At 65.3% G+C, this 18,843-nt stretch carries 2 protein-coding genes; both read left to right on the top strand.

Going from position 1 to position 18,843, the window contains the following annotated elements; genetic code table 11:
• Window positions 1-986 (top strand): AMP-binding protein (locus tag HBN98_RS27580; protein WP_169844087.1); only part of this gene is annotated, 986 nt, incomplete at its 5' end.
• Entirely contained in the window at window positions 983-18,832 is a 17,850-nt protein-coding gene (locus HBN98_RS27575) for a non-ribosomal peptide synthase/polyketide synthase (RefSeq protein WP_083369341.1), read from the top strand. The genes HBN98_RS27580 and HBN98_RS27575, both read left to right, overlap by 4 nt.
• The last annotated feature ends 11 nt before the right edge of the window (window positions 18,833-18,843 follow it).

Here is an 18,843-nt window from a genome sequence, read left to right as displayed (position 1 = left end):
GCCTGCGTCAGGTGATGTGCAGCGGCGAGGCCTTGCCGGGCAGCGTGGTGCGGCGCTTCAAACAGCAATTGCCGGGCAGCGCACTGCACAACCTCTACGGCCCGACCGAAGCGGCGGTGGACGTCACCGCCTGGAATTGCGCCGGCCCGCTTGCACAAACCCCGGACAACACGCCTATCGGCAAACCGATCGCCAACACCCGCCTGTACATCCTCGATGCGCAGCAGCAACCGGTGCCGCACGGCGTAGTCGGCGAGTTGTACATCGGCGGCGTGCAAGTGGCCCGTGGTTATCTGAACCGTCCGGAGCTGAACGCCGAACGCTTCCTTGACGATCCGTTCAGCGAACAACCGAACGCACGGATGTACCGCACCGGCGATGTCGCCCGCTATCTGCCGGACGGCAATATCGAATACCTCGGCCGCAACGACGATCAGGTGAAAATCCGTGGCCTGCGCATCGAACTCGGTGAAATCCAGGCGCGCCTGACCCAGATCGACGGGGTGCAGGAGGCCGCCGTGCTGGCCCGCGAAGACGTGCCGGGGGACAAGCGTCTGGTGGCGTACTACACCGGTGTGCGACTCGAAGTCGACGTTCTGCGCAGTCATCTGCTGGAGCATCTGCCGGACTACATGGTGCCCGCCGTGTTTATGCACCTCGATACGTTGCCGCTGAGCCCCAACGGCAAACTCGACCGCAAGGCGCTGCCGGCACCGGATCAGGCAACGCTGACCACGCGCGAGTACGAAGCCCCGGTCGGCGACGTCGAGATCCTCCTCGCACGGCTGTGGGCAGAGCTGCTGAATGTCGAGCGGGTAGGGCGCCACGATCATTTCTTTGAACTGGGTGGTCACTCATTGCTGGCGGTCAGTCTGATCGGCCGCTTGCGTCAGGAAGGCATGGAAGCCGATGTCAGGTCGTTGTTCGAACATCCGACCCTGGCCGGCTACGCCGCAATTACCGAACGAATGGAGATCGTCCTGTGAACGTGATCGAACTGTTGGCCACATTGAAGGCTAAAGATATCCAGCTGGCGGTCGCGGACGACCAATTGCGCGTCAACGGCAACAAGCAGGCGTTGAACGACCCGGCCTTGCTGGCGCTGTTGCGCGAACACAAACCGGCGCTGATCGAACTGATCAAGGCCGGGCAATACTCGGCCACCCGGCACGGGCAGGTCGAGGTGCCGGCCAACGGCATCGTCCCCGGGACGACGCGCATCACCCCGGCGATGCTGACCCTGGTCGAACTCGACCAGGCAACCATTGACCATCTCGTCGAGCAAGTGCCCGGCGGCGCGGCCAATGTGCAGGACATTTACCCGTTGGCGCCGCTGCAGGAAGGCATCCTCTATCACCACGCCAGTGGCGGTGAGGGCGATCCGTATGTCATGCAGTCGCACTTCGCTTTTGCCAGCCGCGAGCGATTTCAGGCGTTCGCCCAAGCGCTGCAAACCGTGATCGATCGGCATGACATCCTGCGCACCGCGGTGTTCTGGCAAGGGCTGGACGCACCGGTGCAGGTGGTCTGGCGTCGGGCCGAACTGCCGGTGGAAGAGGTGACGCTGCCAGACGCCGCCAGCGATGTTCTGGCGTATATGCACGAGCGCTTCGACGCCCGGCACTTCCGCCTCGACGTCACCCGCGCGCCGCTGATGCGCCTGGCTCACGCCTGGGATGAAGCCGGGCAACGGGTGGTCGCCACGCTGTTGTTCCATCACATGGCCCTCGACCACTCGGCCCTCGACGTGGTGCGCCATGAAATGCGTGCCTGCCTGACCGGGCAGAGTGAATTACTCGGGCGCCCGGTGCCGTTTCGCAACTACGTGGCCCAGGCGCGTCTGGGTGTCAGCGAAGCCGAGCACGAAGCGTTTTTCCGCGACATGCTCGGCGCCATCGACGAGCCGACGCTGCCCTACGGTCTGCAGGACGTGCAGGGTGACGGCAGCCACATCGTCGAGCTGAGCGTGCCGGTCGAAGCGCTGCTGGGCCAGCGTTTGCGGGCGCAGGCGCGGACGCTCGGCGTCAGTGTCGCGAGCCTGTTTCACCTCGGCTGGGCGCAGGTGCTGGCAGCCCTCACCGGCAAACAGCAGGTGGTGTTCGGCACCGTACTGATGGGGCGCATGCAGGGCGCCGAGGCGATCGATCGGGCGCTGGGGATTTTCATCAACACCTTGCCGCTGCGGGTGGATATCGACAACCAGCACGTGCGCGCGGCGGTCAACGCCACCCACGCACGGCTGACCACCCTGATGCGCCACGAACACGCGCCGCTGGCCCTGGCCCAGCGTTGCAGTCACGTGGTGGCGCCGACGCCGTTGTTCAGCACGCTGCTCAATTATCGCCACAGCCACAGCGTCGCCACGGCCAGCGCGCAAACCCTCGCGGCGTGGGACGGTATCGCCACGCTGCACTCCGAAGAACGCAGCAACTATCCGCTGACCCTGAGCGTCGATGACCTCGGTGACGCGTTCAGCCTGACCTTGCTGGCGAGCACGCAAACCGATCCGCAGCGCATCTGTGATTACATGCACTGCGCCCTGCAGAATCTTCTCCTCGCCCTGGAGCAGGCGCCGCAGACGCCGGTCAATCAACTGCCGATCCTGCCGCCGGCAGAGCTTGAGCAGGTGCTGGTCGGCTTCAATGCGACGCAGGTTGAATTCGCCAACACCCTGACCATTCACCAGCGTTTTGAAGCGCAGGTGGCCGAGCGGCCTGAGGCCGTGGCGGCGGTGTTTGCCGACACGCCGTTGACCTACGCCGAACTCAACCGTCAGGCCAACGCCCTCGCGCATCACCTGATCGAACGGGGAGTGAAACCTGACGACCGCGTCGCCATCCTCGCCCGCCGTGGGCTGGATACGCTGGTGGGACTGGTGGCGATCCTCAAGGCCGGCGCCGGTTATGTGCCGATTGACCCGGCGCACCCGGCCGAGCGTTTGCACTACCTGCTCGGTGACAGCGCACCGGTGGCGGTCCTGACCCAAAGCTCTCTGCGCGAGCGCTTGCCGGACCTCGCGGTACCGATTATCGAACTCGACCGCTGCACCTGGCCGCCGGGCGTTACCCATGACCCGCAAGTACAGGGTCTGAGCAGCGCACACCTGGCCTACGTGATCTACACCTCCGGTTCCACCGGCCTGCCCAAGGGCGTGATGGTCGAGCATCACACCTTGAGCAACCTGGTGGATTGGCACTGCACGGCGTTCGACCTGTGCGCCGGTCGGCACACCTCAAGCCTGGCCGGGTTCGGTTTCGATGCCATGGCCTGGGAGGTCTGGCCGGCGTTGTGCGCCGGCGCGACCCTGCATCTGGCACCGACCCACGAGGGCGGTGAAGACATCGATGCGCTGCTCGAATGGTGGCGCGCGCAGCCGCTGGACGTGAGTTTCCTGCCGACCCCGGTTGCCGAATACGCCTTCAGCCAGAACCTCGAACACCCGACCCTGCGCACGCTGCTGATCGGCGGCGACCGCTTGCGCCAGTTCAACCGCAACCAGCATTTTGACGTGATCAACAACTACGGCCCGACCGAAGCGACGGTGGTCGCCACCTCTGGGTTGGTGGAAAGCGGTGATGCGCTGCACATCGGTCAGCCGGTGAGCAACGCCATGGTGTACCTGCTCGACGAACAGCAACGCCCGGTGCCGATTGGCGTGGCCGGCGAGTTGTACGTCGGTGGTGCCGGGGTCGCCCGTGGCTACCTCAATCGCCCGGAGATGACCGCCGAACGCTTCCTGCGTGACCCGTTCAGCAGCGCACCCGACGCACGGATGTATCGCACCGGCGACCTCGCGCGCTGGCGTGAGGACGGCAACATCGAGTACCTGGGGCGCAATGACGATCAGGTGAAAATCCGTGGCGTGCGCATCGAGCTGGGGGAAATCGAAACCTGCCTCAACCAGTTGCCGGGGATTCAGGAGGCGGTGCTGCTGGCCCGCGAAGACCAACCCGGGCAGGTGCGACTGGTGGCCTATTTCACCGAACAGGCGCAGGTCGAGGCGCTGCCGGTGGGCGAGTTGCGCGCGCAATTGCTCAGCCGCTTGCCGGAATACATGGTGCCGACAGCGTTCGTCAAACTCGCCGCGCTGCCGCTGACCGCCAATGGCAAGGTCGACCGCAAGGCTCTGCCGGCGCCGGATCTGGCGGCGCTGTTCACCCGCGAATACATGGCGCCCGAAGGCGAGGTGGAAACCGCGCTGGCGCAGATCTGGGCCGATGTGCTGCAGGTTGAGCGGGTGGGGCGTCAGGATCACTTTTTCGAACTCGGCGGTCACTCGCTGCTGGCGATGCGCATGGTCTCGCAGGTGCGGCAACGGCTGGGCGTCGAGCTGGCGCTGGGGGATCTGTTTGCCAACGCCGAACTGGCGGCGGTCGCTTTAGTCCTGAGCGAAGCCGGACGCTGTGCGCAACCGCAGATCGTGCCGGTGCCACGTGAGGGTGCCTTGCCGCTGTCATTCGCCCAGCAACGGCTGTGGTTCCTCGCGCAGATGGAGGGTGCCAACACCGCCTATAACATTCCCGTGGCCCTGCGCCTGCGCGGCCGTCTCGATGATCAGGCGCTGCAACAGGCACTGGCGCGCATCGTCGCCCGCCACGAAACCCTGCGCAGCCGCTTCGCCCAATTCAACGACGCAGCCCAGGTGCTGATTGCCCCGGTGGACACCGGCCTGCTGCTGCGCGTCGAAGACCTGCGCCAGCACCCGCAACCCGAAGAAACCCTGCAAGCACTGATTCAGGGCGAAGCCTCGGCGCCGTTCGACTTGCAGGACGATCCATTGATTCGCGGACGCCTGGTGCGTCTGGCCGACGATCACCACGTGCTGTTGCTGACCCTGCACCACATCATCTCCGACGGCTGGTCGATGGGCGTGCTGACCCGCGAACTGATGGCGCTGTATCAGGCGTTCAGCCATGGCCAGCCCGATCCGCTGCCGCCACTGGCGCTGCAATACACCGACTACGCGGTGTGGCAGCGGCGCTGGCTCAGCGGCGAAGTGCTGCAACGCCAGAGCGAATACTGGCAGCAGACACTCGCGGGGGCGCCGGCGCTGTTGATGTTGCCCACCGACCGCCCGCGTCCGGCGCAGCAGGACTATGCCGGCAGCAGCGTTGCTGTGGTGCTCGACGAACGCCTGAGTGCCGGGCTCAAAGCCTTGGGCCAGCGGCACGGCGTGACCCTGTACATGACGCTGATGAGTGCCTGGGCGATGCTCCTCAGTCGCTTGTCCGGGCAGGCGGAAGTGGTGATCGGTTCGCCGGTGGCCAATCGCACTCGCGCCGAGATCGAAGGCCTGATCGGCATGTTCGTCAACACCCTGGCCTTGCGCATCGATACGGCGGGCGCGCTCAGCGTCGAAGCGCTGCTCGCCCGGGTCAAGGCGCAGACCCTGCAAGCGCAGGCGCATCAGGACCTGCCGTTCGAGCAGGTGGTGGAAGTCACCCGACCGGTACGCAGCCTGGCGCACAGCCCGTTGTTCCAGACCCTGCTGAGCTGGGACGGTCTCGAAAGCCCGACGCTGGTCCTCGGCGAGCTGACGCTGGAAGGCCTGGCCGAGCCGAGCCACTTTGCCAAGTTCGACCTGTCGCTGAACCTGAGCGAGTCCAACGGCGTGATCCGCGGCTCGCTGGAATACGCCACGGCGCTGTTCGACGAGACCACGGTCGAGCGCTTTGTCGGCTACTTCCAGCGCCTGTTGCAGGCGATGGTCGCCAACGATCAGGCAGTGCTGGAACATGCGCCGCTATTGGCGCAGGAAGAGCAGCAGCGGTTGCTGGTCGAATTCAATGCCACCGCCGTCGATTACGATCTTCAGCAGACGATTCATGGGCTGTTCGAGGCGCAGGTGCAGCGCTCGCCGCAGGCACCGGCGGTGGTCGCCGGTGAGCGGGCGCTGACCTATGCCGAGCTCAATGCCCGGGCCAATCAACTGGCGCATCACTTGCGTGGATTGGGTGTGCAGCCGGATTCGCGGGTCGGGATCTGCGTCGAGCGTGGTCTGGACATGGTGGTCGGGCTGCTGGCGATCCTCAAGGCCGGCGGCGGTTATGTGCCGCTGGACCCGGCGTATCCGCTGGAGCGTCTGGCCTACATGCTGCAAGACAGCGCGCCGCTGGCGGTGCTGGTGCAGGGTTCGACTCGCGCCTTGCTCGGTGAAGTGGCGGTGCCGTTGATCGATCTGGATCAGCCGCACTGGCAGTCGCTGCCGACGGATAATCTTGCGGTCGCTGAACTGACCCCGCAACACACCGCTTACGTGATCTACACCTCCGGATCGACCGGGCAACCGAAAGGCGTGATCAACGAACACAGCGGGGTGGTCAACCGCCTGCTGTGGATGCAGGACGCGTATCAGCTGACGGCAGCCGACACGGTGTTGCAGAAAACCCCGTTCAGCTTCGACGTCTCGGTGTGGGAATTCTTCTGGCCACTGATGACCGGCGCCCGATTGGTCATGGCCCGGCCCGAGGGGCACAAGGATCCGCTGTATCTCAGCGAAATCATCGAGCGCGAGCACATCACCACGCTGCACTTTGTGCCGTCGATGCTCGACGTATTCCTTGCCCACGCCGACACCGCACGCTGCGGCGGCCTGCGTCAGGTGATGTGCAGCGGCGAGGCCTTGCCGGGCAGCGTGGTGCGGCGCTTCAAACAGCAATTGCCGGGCAGCGCACTGCACAACCTCTACGGCCCGACCGAAGCGGCGGTGGACGTCACCGCCTGGAATTGCGCCGGGCCTCTGGAGTTGACCCCGGACAACACGCCTATCGGCAAACCGATCGCCAACACCCGCCTGTACATCCTCGATGCGCAGCAGCAACCGGTGCCGCACGGCGTGGTCGGCGAGTTGTACATCGGCGGCGTGCAAGTGGCCCGTGGTTATCTGAACCGTCCGGAGCTGAACGCCGAACGCTTCCTTGACGATCCGTTCAGCGAACAACCGAACGCGCGGATGTACCGCACTGGCGACGTCGCCCGCTATCTGCCGGACGGCAATATCGAATACCTCGGCCGCAACGACGATCAAGTGAAGATCCGTGGCCTGCGCATCGAACTCGGTGAAATCCAGGCGCGCCTGACCCAGATCGACGGGGTGCAGGAAGCCGCCGTACTGGCCCGCGAAGATGTGCCGGGGGACAAGCGTCTGGTGGCGTATTACACCGGAGAATCGCTGGAAACCGATGCGCTGCGCAGTCATCTGCTGGAGCATCTGCCGGACTACATGGTGCCCGCCGTGTTCATGCACCTCGACACGTTGCCGCTGAGCCCCAACGGCAAACTCGACCGCAAGGCCTTGCCGGCACCGGATCTGGCAGCGCTGACCACCCGTGAATACGAAGCGCCGCTCGGTGAAGTGGAAATTGCCCTGGCGAAACTCTGGGCCGACCTGCTCAACGTCGAACGGGTAGGGCGCCACGATCATTTCTTCGAACTGGGTGGGCACTCGCTGCTGGCGGTGAACCTGGTGGCGCGGATGCGCCGTGTCGGCCTCAGCGCCGACATTCGTGTGCTGTTCAACCAGCCGACGCTGGCCGCCCTGGCTGCTGCCGTCGGCGGTGAGCCCGAGGCCGAAGTCGCGGCCAACCTCATCCCGGCGGATTGCACACGCATCACCCCCGAGTTGCTGCCATTGGTGGCGCTCGACCAGCCGAGCATCGACCGCATCGTCGCGAGCATTCCCGGCGGCGTCGCCAATGTGCAGGACATCTACCCGCTGGCGCCGCTGCAGACCGGCATCCTCTTTCATCACCTGTCTGCCGTGCAGGGCGATCCGTACGTGTTGCAGGCGCAGTTTGCGTTTGCTGATGAACAGCGTCTGAACAGCTTCACCCAAGCCCTGCAAAGCGTGATCCAGCGCCATGACATCCTGCGCACCTCGCTGTTCTGGGACGGGCTGCAAGACCCGGTGCAAGTGGTCTGGCGCGAGGCGCCGCTGGCCTGCGAAAGCCTTGCGCTGGACCCGGCGCACGGCGATGTACTGGAGCAATTGCGCGCTCGGTTCGACGCCGGTCAGTACCGCATGGCGGTCAATCAGGCGCCGCTGATGCGTGTGGTGCACGCGTGGGACGCTGACTATCAGCGCGTGGTGGCATTGCTGCTGTTCCATCACCTGGTGATGGACCACGTGGCGCTGGAGGTGCTGCAACATGAAATGCAGGCCTTCCTGATCGGCCAGCCGCAACGTCTGGCCGCGCCGGTGCCGTATCGCAACTACGTGGCGCACACCCTGTCGGGGCTGACTGAGCAGCAGCACGAAAGCTTCTTCCGCGACATGCTCAGTGATGTCGGCGAGCCGAGTGTGCCGTATGGCCAGCACGGCATTGCTGAGGGCCACGCCGAAGAAGCACGGTGTTTGCTCGACCTTGATCTGAGTCAGCGCGTCCGGGCCAAGGCCCGGCGTCTGGGGATCAGCGCCGCGAGCCTGATGCATTTGGCCTGGGCGCAGGTGCTGGGGAAACTCTGCGGCCAGGACGCCGTCGTGTTCGGCACCGTGTTGCTGGGGCGGTTGCAGGCGGGCGAGGGCGCCGAGCGGGCGCTGGGGGTGTTCATCAACACCTTGCCGCTGCGCGTCGATCTGGGACAACGCTCGGTGAAGGATGCTGCCCTCGCCACTCACCAACAATTGAACGGGTTGCTGCAACACGAGCATGCGCAATTGGCGCTGGCCCAGCGTTGCAGTGCCATGCCCGCCGGTACGCCATTGTTCAGCACGCTGTTCAACTATCGCCACAGCGCCACTGCCGGCGCGTCCTCCAGGGAGGCCGCGAGCGCATGGCAAGGCATGCAGTTGCTCAATACCCAGGAGCACACCAACTACCTGCTGAGCGTGAGTGTCGATGATCTGGGCGAGGGGTTTGGTTTCACCGCACTGGCGGCCTCCGGTATGGATGCCGGACGCATCTGCGAGTATCTGCAACTGGCCGTGAGCAACCTGCTGCAGGCGCTGGAGCAGACACCGCAGCTGAGCATTGATCAGGTGTCGATCCTGGCGCAGGACGAACGCCAGCAATTGCTGGTCGAGTTCAATGCCACCGAGCGTGAATACCCGCGTGCGTTGACCGTGCAGGCGTTGTTCGAAAGGCAAGCGTCGGCAGATCCGCAGGCCATCGCTGTGGCACATGGCGAGCACACGGCGAGTTATGGCGAATTGAATGATCGGGCCAACCGGTTGGCCCACTACCTGATCGCTCAAGGCGTGCAGCCGGCCGACCACGTAGCGATCCTGTTGCCGCGCTCGCTGGAACTGCTGGTCGCGCAACTGGCGATTGCCAAGTGCGCGGCGGCCTATGTGCCGCTGGACATCAACGCGCCAAGCGAGCGCCAGGCGTTCATGGTCGAGGACTGCCGCGCCGTGGCGTTACTGACCCTGCGTGGAGAAAACATCGACTATCCGGTGCGACGCATCGATCTGGATGCCCTGGCGCTGAACGGCCAGCCGACGCACAACCCGAACCTGGCACAGTCCGCGGAAGCGCTGGCGTACATCATGTACACCTCCGGCTCTACCGGCACGCCGAAGGGCGTGATGATCCCGCACCGTGGCATCGGCCGGCTGGTGCTGAACAACGGTTACGCCGATTTCAATGCGCAAGACCGCGTGGTGTTCGCCTCCAACCCGGCGTTCGACGCCAGCACCATGGACATCTGGGGCCCGCTGCTCAACGGCGGGCGGGTGGTGGTGATCGATCACCAGACCTTGCTCGATCCACACGCGTTCGGCCGCGAATTGAGCGCCAGTGGGGCGACAATCCTGTTTGTCACCACGGCACTGTTCAACCAGTACGTGCAACTGATTCCGCAGGCGCTCAAGGGCTTGCGCATCCTGCTGTGTGGCGGTGAACGCGGCGATCCGGCGGCGTTCCGCACGTTGCTGGCAGTCGCCCCGCAATTGCGCATCGTGCATTGCTACGGCCCGACCGAAACCACCACGTACGCCACGACGTTTGAAGTGCACGAAGTGGCGGATAACGCCGAAAGCGTGCCGATTGGCGGACCGATCTCCAACACCCAGGTGTATGTGCTCGATGCGCATCAACAACCGGTGCCGATGGGCGTGACCGGCGAGTTGTACATCGGCGGGCAGGGTGTGGCCCTCGGTTACCTGAACCGGCCGGAGCTGACGGCCGAGAAGTTCCTGCGCGATCCATTCAGCGACCGGCCTGGCGCGTTGCTCTACCGTACCGGTGACCTTGTGCGCTGGCTGGCGCCGGGGCAACTCGACTGCATCGGGCGCAATGACGATCAGGTGAAGATCCGGGGGTTCCGCATCGAACTCGGCGAGATCGAAAATCGCCTGCTGGGCTACCCGGGGATCAAGGAAGCCGTGGTACTCGCCCGTCGCGATGGTCAGGAGCCGCTGCGGCTGGCGGCCTACTACACCGCGCACGACGGCGTGGTCGAACTCGCCGATCTGCGTGAACATGTGCAGACGCAGTTGCCGGAATACATGGTGCCGAGTGCCTGGGTGCAACTCGATGCCTTGCCGCTGAACAACAACGGCAAGGTTGATCGCAAAGCCTTGCCCGAACCGGATGCTGCGGCGTTGTTCAGCCGCGAATACGTTGCGCCACAGGGCGAACTGGAAATCGCGCTGGCGCAGATCTGGGCCGAGACCCTGCAGGTCGAGCAGATCGGACGCCATGACAACTTCTTCGAACTCGGCGGTCATTCGTTGCTGGCGATGCGCATGCTGTCGCAGGTGCGCCAGCGTCTGGGCGTCGAACTGCCCCTGAGCGAGCTGTTTGCCGATCCGCATCTCGGCGCGGTGGCCGCAGTGCTGAACCGTGCGGGGCGCAGCACCTTGCCGGAAATCGTACCGGCGGCGCGTGATCAAGCGCTGCCGCTGTCCTTTGCCCAGCAACGTCTGTGGTTCCTCGCGCAAATGGCCGGCGGCAACTCGGCGTACAACATTCCGATGGGGCTGCGCCTGCGCGGGCGCCTCGATAGCGAAGCGCTGCAACGCGCATTGGCTCATATCGTCGCGCGGCACGAAACCCTGCGCAGCCGTTTTCTCAGCATCGACGATCAGGCGCAGGTCACGATTGCCCCCGTCGATAGCGGTCTGCTGTTGCAGGTGGAAGACCTGTGCCAGGATCCACAGGCCGAAGCCAGCGTGCAGGCGCTGCTGGCGCAGGAAGCCACGACTGTCTTCGATCTGCAGCACGATCCGCTGATTCGCGGGCGACTGCTGCGTCTGGCCGACACGCACCATGTGCTGTTGCTGACCGTGCATCACATCGTCGCCGACGGCTGGTCGATGGGGGTACTGACCCGTGAACTGATGGCGCTGTATCAGGCCTTCAGCCACGGCCAGCCCGATCCGTTGCCGCCGCTGGCGCTGCAATATGGCGACTACGCCGTGTGGCAGCGGCGCTGGCTCAGCGGCGAGGTGCTGCAGCGCCAGAGCGAGTACTGGCAGCAGACCCTCGACGGCGCGCCCGCCTTGCTGACCCTGCCCACCGACCGTCCGCGTCCGGCGCAGCAGGATTTTGCCGGCAGCACAGTCGAGGTGCGCCTGGACGAGCGCCTGAGTGCCGGGCTCAAAGCCTTGAGTCAGCGTCACGGCGTGACCCTGTTCATGACCGTGATGAGTGCCTGGTCGCTGCTGCTCAGTCGGCTGTCCGGACAGACCGATGTGGTCATCGGCTCACCGGTGGCCAACCGCACCCGCGCTGAAATCGAAGGCCTGATCGGCATGTTCGTCAATACGCTGGCCTTGCGCATCGACACCTCGGGCGCGCCGAACGCGGCCGCGCTGCTGGCGCGGGTCAAGGCGCGCACGCTGGAGGCTCAGACGCATCAGGATCTGCCGTTCGAGCAGGTGGTGGAAATCGCCCGGCCGGTGCGCAGTCTGGCGCACAGTCCGTTGTTCCAGACCACCCTGAGCTGGGACAGCAACGTCGGGCCGAACCTCGCACTCGACGATTTGACCCTCGAAGGCGTGGCCGCGCCGGCACAGGTTGCCAAGTTCGATCTGACCCTGACCCTGGGCGAGGTCAACGGCGTGATTCGCGGTTCGCTGGAGTACGCCACGGCGTTGTTCGATCAGTCGACCGTCCAGCGTTATGTCGGCTACTTGCAGCGCCTGCTGGCGGCGATGGTCAGCGATGATCAAGCGGTGTTGGAGCAGGTGCCTTTGCTCGCCGAGGATGAGCGTCAGCGCTTGCTCTGCGGCTTTAATGCCACTGCGCGCGACTACCCGCAGGCGCTGACCGTGCACGGAATTTTTCAGCAGCAGGCAGCGGCGCATCCAAAGGCTGTGGCGGCAGTGCACGGCGAACATTCGCTGAGCTACTTTGAGCTGAATGCCCAGGCCAACCGCCTCGCGCATCACTTGATCGGCCAAGGCGTGCAGCCCGGCGACCACGTGGCGATCCTGTTGCCGCGCTCGCTGGAACTGCTGGTCGCGCAACTGGCGATTGCCAAGTGCGCGGCGGCCTATGTGCCGCTGGACATCCATGCCCCGAGCGAGCGTCAGGCATTCATGGTCGAGGACTGTCACGCCGCTGCATTGCTGACCCTCAGCGGCGAAGTGCTCGACTACGCCGGGCCGCGCATCGACCTGGACCGGCTCAACCTCAGCGCCCAGCCGACGCACAACCCGAACCTGCTGCAGTCCTCGGAAGCGCTGGCGTACATCATGTACACCTCCGGCTCCACCGGTACCCCGAAAGGCGTGATGGTTCCGCACCGGGCCATCGGCCGGCTGGTGCTGAACAACGGGTACGCCGATTTCAATGCGCAAGACCGTGTGGTGTTCGCCTCCAACCCGGCGTTCGACGCCAGCACCATGGACATCTGGGGCCCGCTGCTCAACGGCGGGCGGGTGGTGGTGATCGATCACCAGACCCTGCTTGATCCGCACGCGTTCGGCCGTGAATTGAGCGCCAGTGGGGCGACAATCCTGTTTGTCACCACGGCACTGTTCAACCAATACGTGCAACTGATTCCGCAGGCCCTCAAAGGCTTGCGCATCCTGCTGTGTGGCGGTGAACGCGGCGATCCGGCGGCGTTCCGCACGCTGCTGGCGGCTGCGCCGCAATTGCGCATCGTGCATTGCTACGGCCCGACCGAAACCACCACCTACGCCACGACCTTCGAAGTGCACCAAGTGGCGGATAACGCCGAAAGCGTGCCGATTGGCGGACCGATCTCCAACACCCAGGTGTATGTGCTCGATGCGCATCAACAACCGGTGCCGATGGGCGTGACCGGCGAGTTGTACATCGGCGGGCAGGGTGTTGCCCTCGGTTACCTGAACCGGCCGGAGCTGACAGCCGAGAAGTTCCTGCGCGATCCGTTCAGCGACCGGCCTGGCGCGTTGCTCTACCGTACCGGTGACCTTGTGCGCTGGCTGGCGCCGGGGCAACTCGATTGCATCGGGCGCAATGACGATCAGGTGAAGATCCGTGGTTTCCGCATCGAACTGGGGGAAATCGAGAGTCGCTTGCTCAACTGTGCCGGGGTCAAGGAAGCCGTGGTGCTGGCGCGCCGCGACGGTCAGGAAAGCACGCGTCTGGTGGCCTATTACACGGTCCACGAGCAGCCTCTGGACAGCGCCGACCTGCACGCGCAATTGCAGGCGCGGCTGCCGGAGTACATGGTGCCGAGTGCGTGGGTGCAACTCGATGCCTTGCCGCTGAACAACAACGGCAAGATCGACCGCAAGGCGTTGCCGGCACCGACTCAGGAGGCGCTGCTCAGCCGCGCTTACGAGGCACCGGCCAATGCGCTGGAAGCCAGTCTGGCGCAGATCTGGAGCGAGTTGTTGCAGGTTTCCCAGGTCGGGCGTCACGACAACTTCTTTGAACTGGGTGGGCATTCGCTGCTGGCCATGCGCATGCTGTCCCAGGTGCGCCAGCAACTGGGGATCGAGCTGGCGCTGGGTGAACTGTTCGCCAACCCGGAACTGGCCGCTGTGGCCGAGGTGCTCGGCCGCGCCGGGCGCAGCACGCTGCCGGACATCCTGCCGGCGCCGCGTGATCAAGTGCTGCCGCTGTCGTTCGCCCAGCAACGCCTGTGGTTCCTGGCGCAAATGGGCGGTGGCAACAGCGCTTACAACATCCCGGTCGGCCTGCGCTTGCGCGGTCGCCTCGATGAAGACGCACTGCAACGGGCGTTGGGGCGAATCGTTGCGCGCCACGAAAGCCTGCGCAGCCGGTTCCACCCGCTGGACGATGCGGCTCAGGTGCTGATCCTGCCTGCAGACACCGGCCTGCTGCTGCGGGTCGAAGACTTGCGGGGCTTGCCGCAGGCTGACGAAGCCCTGCGTCGGTTGGCCGAGGCCGAGGCCAGCGCGCCGTTCAACTTGCAGGACGATCCGCTGATTCGCGGTCGTCTGGTACGGCTGGCCGACGATCACCATGTGCTGTTGTTGACGATGCACCACATCGTCTCCGACGGTTGGTCGATGGGCGTGCTGACCCGTGAGCTGGCGGCGTTGTATCAGGCGTTCAGCCATGGCCAGCCCGACCCGTTGCCGCCGCTGGCGTTGCAATACACCGACTACGCGGTGTGGCAACGCCGTTGGCTGAGCGGCGAGGTGCTGCAACGCCAGAGCGATTTCTGGCAGCAGGCGCTGGCCGGCGCGCCGGCCTTGCTGACCCTGCCCACCGACCGTCCGCGCCCGACGCAACAGGACCACCGTGGCGCCGGCGTTGACATCCAGCTGGACGAGCAGATGAGTGCCGGGCTCAAGGCACTGTGTCAGCGTCGCGCGGTGACGCCGTACATGGTGATCATGAGCGCCTGGGCGATGACCCTCAGTCGCCTGTCCGGGCAGTCCGAGGTGGTGATCGGTTCGCCGGTGGCCAACCGTACTCGGGCCGAGATCGAAGGCCTGATCGGCATGTTCGTCAATACGCTGGCCCTGCGCATCGACACCTCGGACGAGCCGAGTGGTGAAGCGTTGCTGGCGCGAGTCAAGGCGCAAACCCTGCAAGCGCAGGCGCATCAGGACTTGCCGTTCGAACAGGTGGTGGAAATCTGCAAGCCGCTGCGCAGCCTGTCCCACAGCGCGCTGTTCCAGACCCTGCTCAGTTGGGACAACAACGACGGGCCGGCGCTGACCTTGGGCGATCTGACCCTCGAAGGCGTGGCCGGGCCGAGCCGTTTCGTCAAATTCGACCTGTCGCTGACCCTCGGTGAGCACCCGAGCGGCATTCGCGGGGCGCTGAATTACGCCACGGCGCTGTTCGACGAGGCGACTATTCGGCGCTTCGTCGGCTACTTCCAGCAGTTGCTGGCGGCGCTGGTCAACGATGATCAGGTGGTGCTGGCGCAGGTACCGTTGCTGGCGGCGGATGAGCGTCAGCGTTTGCTGGTGGACTGCAACGCGACGCAAGTCGATTGCCCTCTGGAGCAGCCGCTGCACGCCCTGTTCGAAGCCCAGTCACGGCGCAAACCGGACGCCGTCGCGCTACAGGCCGGTGAGCGCAGCCTGACTTATCGCGAACTCAACGAGCGCGCCAACCGCTTGGCCCATCATCTGCGCGAACTCGGTGTGCAGCCGGATGCGCGCGTAGCGATCTGCGTCGAGCGCGGTCTGGATCTGGTGATCGGTTTGCTCGGCATCCTCAAGGCGGGCGGCGCCTATGTGCCGCTGGACCCGAGCTATCCGGCAGAACGTCTGGCCTACATGCTCAAGGACAGCGCGCCAACGGCGGTGCTGGTGCAAACGGCCACTCGCGGGTTGTTCGATGCCTCTGCAGCGACATTGATCGACGTTGATCACAACACCTGGCAGCACTTGCCGGAGCATGACGTGCAGGTGCCGGGCCTCAGCGCCTCGAACCTCGCTTACATGATCTACACCTCGGGTTCTACCGGGTTGCCCAAAGGCGTGATGATCGAACACCGCAGCGCCTGCAACATGGTGCACTGGGGTTCGGAGATTTCCCCACCCACCGAGCACGGTGCGCTGCTGCAAAAAGCGCCGTTCAGCTTCGACAGTTCGGTGTGGGAGATCTTCTGGCCGCTGTGTTCCGGGATGCGGCTGGTGCTGGCGCGGCCGGATGGCAACCGTGATTCGGCGTACGTGGTGCAGACCATTCGCGAGCAGCAGGTGACGGTGGTCAAGTTCGTGCCGGCGCTGCTGCAGCAGTTCATCGAACAGGACGGTGTCGAGCAGTGCACCAGCCTGACTGATGTGCTCAACGGTGGCGGCGAACTCAGCGCCGCGCTGGCGCGGCAGGTGCGTGCGCGGCTGCCGTGGGTGCGTTTACACAACGTCTACGGCCCGACCGAAACCACGGTCGACAGCACCGGCTGGACGCTGGAACCGAACAGGCCGGTACCGGACAACGTGGTGCCGATCGGCAAGGCGTTGAGCAACACCCGTTTGTACGTGCTCGATGCCTACGATCAACCGGTGCCACAAGGTGTCAGCGGTCAGTTGCACATCGGCGGGGTCGGCGTGGCGCGGGGTTATTACGGCTTGCCCGAGATGCAGGCCGAGCGCTTCATCGACAGCCCGTTTGTGCCCGGTGATCGGCTGTACCGCACCGGCGATCTGGTGCGCTACAACAATGCCGGCGAACTGGAGTTCCTTGGCCGCAATGACTTCCAGATCAAGCTGCGCGGCTTGCGTCTGGAGCCGGGGGAAATCGAGGCGTGCCTGATCGAGCGTCCGGCGATTCGCGAAGCGGTGGTGATGGTTCGTGATGAGCGTCTGGTGGCCTGGTACACCGTGCGCTCCGGCGTCGACGCGCCAAGTCTGGAGACCTTGCGCGCGCATGTGCTGGAGCGTTTGCCGGAGTACATGGTGCCCGGGGCGTTTGTGCAACTCGACGCGTTGCCGCTGACGCCGAACGACAAGATCGACCGCAAGGCCCTGCCGGAACCGGGGGCGGACGCGGTGATCAACCGGCCTTATGTGGCGCCGCAAGGTGAAATCGAAACCACGCTGGCGCGGATCTGGGGTGAGGTGCTGGGCGTCGAGCAGGTCGGGCGTCACGACAACTTCTTCGAGCTCGGGGGCCATTCGTTGCTGGCGGTGCGGCTGGTCAATCTGATGCAACGGGCCGGGCTGACACTGTCGTTGGCCGAACTGTTCCAGCATCCGAGCGTCGAGTCTGCCGCCGCGCTGCTCAGTCAGGGCGCGGTGGGCGGGCAGCCGGACGGGCTGGTCGTGGTGCGTGCCGGGCGCCACGGTACGCCGTTGTTCCTGATGCACGAGTTCAGCGGCCGCGATGTGTATTTCCCGACGCTGGCCCGGCACATCGGCGGCGAATTCCCGATCTACGGCTTGCCCGGCGTGCCCCTTGGGCAAGCGCAACTGCGCACGCTCGAGTGCATGGCGCAGCGCATGGTCGGGATCATCCGTGCGGTGCAGCCGCACGGGCCGTATCGCCTGGCGGGCTGGTCGTTCGGCGGGGTGCTGGCACACGAGGTCGCGCAGCAATTGCTCGGCCTCGACGAGCCGGTGGAGTTCATCGGCATGCTCGACAGCTACGCGCCGAACCCGCTGGCCCAGGACAAGGTGATGTGGAGCGGCGAGGGCCTGGACAAGCGCCAGTTGCTCGGCCATTGCCGTGGGCGTTCGCTGATGCTCGGTGCCGAAGGCGAGGCGGCGCTGGTGGCGGTGCAGGCGCTGGAAGCTCAAGTCGAGCAGCTGGCTTTCCCTGAGCTGTTCCAGCGTTGCCAGGCACAACAACTGACCGACCCGGAACTGGCGACGGTCAGCGCGGCGGATGCCTGGCATTACTTCGATCGCGAAGCGGCGCATCGCCTGGCGCTGGCGCATTACCGGGTCAGCCCGGCGAGCCAGACGATCCACCTGTTCCGTGCCCAGGAATTGATGGACGGGCAGTCCATGCCGAGCCCGACCCGTGGCTGGGAAGAGCGCTTCGACAGCGGTTTGCTGTGCTGCATCGACATCCCCGGCGATCACCGGACCATGATGAAAGCGCCGCACATCCAGGCTCTCGGCCAGGCGCTGACGCAGGCACTGGACGCGGTGGTGGCGCCGACAGCGGCGCCGTATCAACCGCTGCTGACGATCCAGACCGGGCACGCCGGGCATGCGCCGATTTTCTGCGTGCCGGGGGCGGGTGACAGCGTCACTGGGTTCATTCACCTGACCGAGGCCATCGGTCCGGAATGGCCGATCATCGGCCTGCAACCCCGAGGGCTGGATGGCGTCAGTGTGCCGCACAGCGCGGTGGAGGCGGCGGCGACGTGCTACCTGCAGGCCATCGAGCAAATCTACCCGCAAGGGCCGGTGCACCTGATCGGCCATTCGTTCGGCGGCTGGGTGGCGCATGCGATGGCGGCGCAGTTGCAGGCGGCCGGCCGTGAAGTGGCGTCGCTGACCTTGATCGACAGCGAGGCACCGGGCGGCGATGGCACCGCGGGCAAGCCCTACACCGCCACCGCTGCGCTGCAACGGCTGATCGACACCCTGCAGTTGTCCTGTGGCAAGTCGCTGGGCATCGATCCGGAGGCCTTCGCCAACGCCGATGACCGCACGCAATTGCGTCTGCTGCACGACGGCATGGTGCGCGCCGGGGTGTTGTCGCAGCGGGCGGCGCCGGAGGCGATGCACGGTCCGGTGCGCACCTTCGCCACGGCGCTGCGCACGGTCTATCAACCGCGTCTGGCCTACACCGGGCCGGTGCGGCTGGTGCTGGTCGATGATCCGACGCTGGACGAGTGGGGCAATCAGCGCGAACAGGCGACGATGCTCGAAGGCTGGCAGCGGCAGGTCAACGATCTGGCGGTGTGGTACGGGCCGGGCAACCACTTCACGATTCTCAAGGCGCCCAACGTCTTCAGTTTCGCCGCGTGGTGGCATGACGGCCTGTCGCTGGCGGTCGACCAGGTGCTGTCCTGAGTGTGGATTTT

It is taken from the genome of Pseudomonas koreensis (assembly GCF_012986595.1).
Classification (GTDB): Bacteria; Pseudomonadota; Gammaproteobacteria; order Pseudomonadales; family Pseudomonadaceae; genus Aquipseudomonas; species Aquipseudomonas koreensis.
This window is presented reverse-complemented; position numbering and strand designations above follow the sequence as displayed.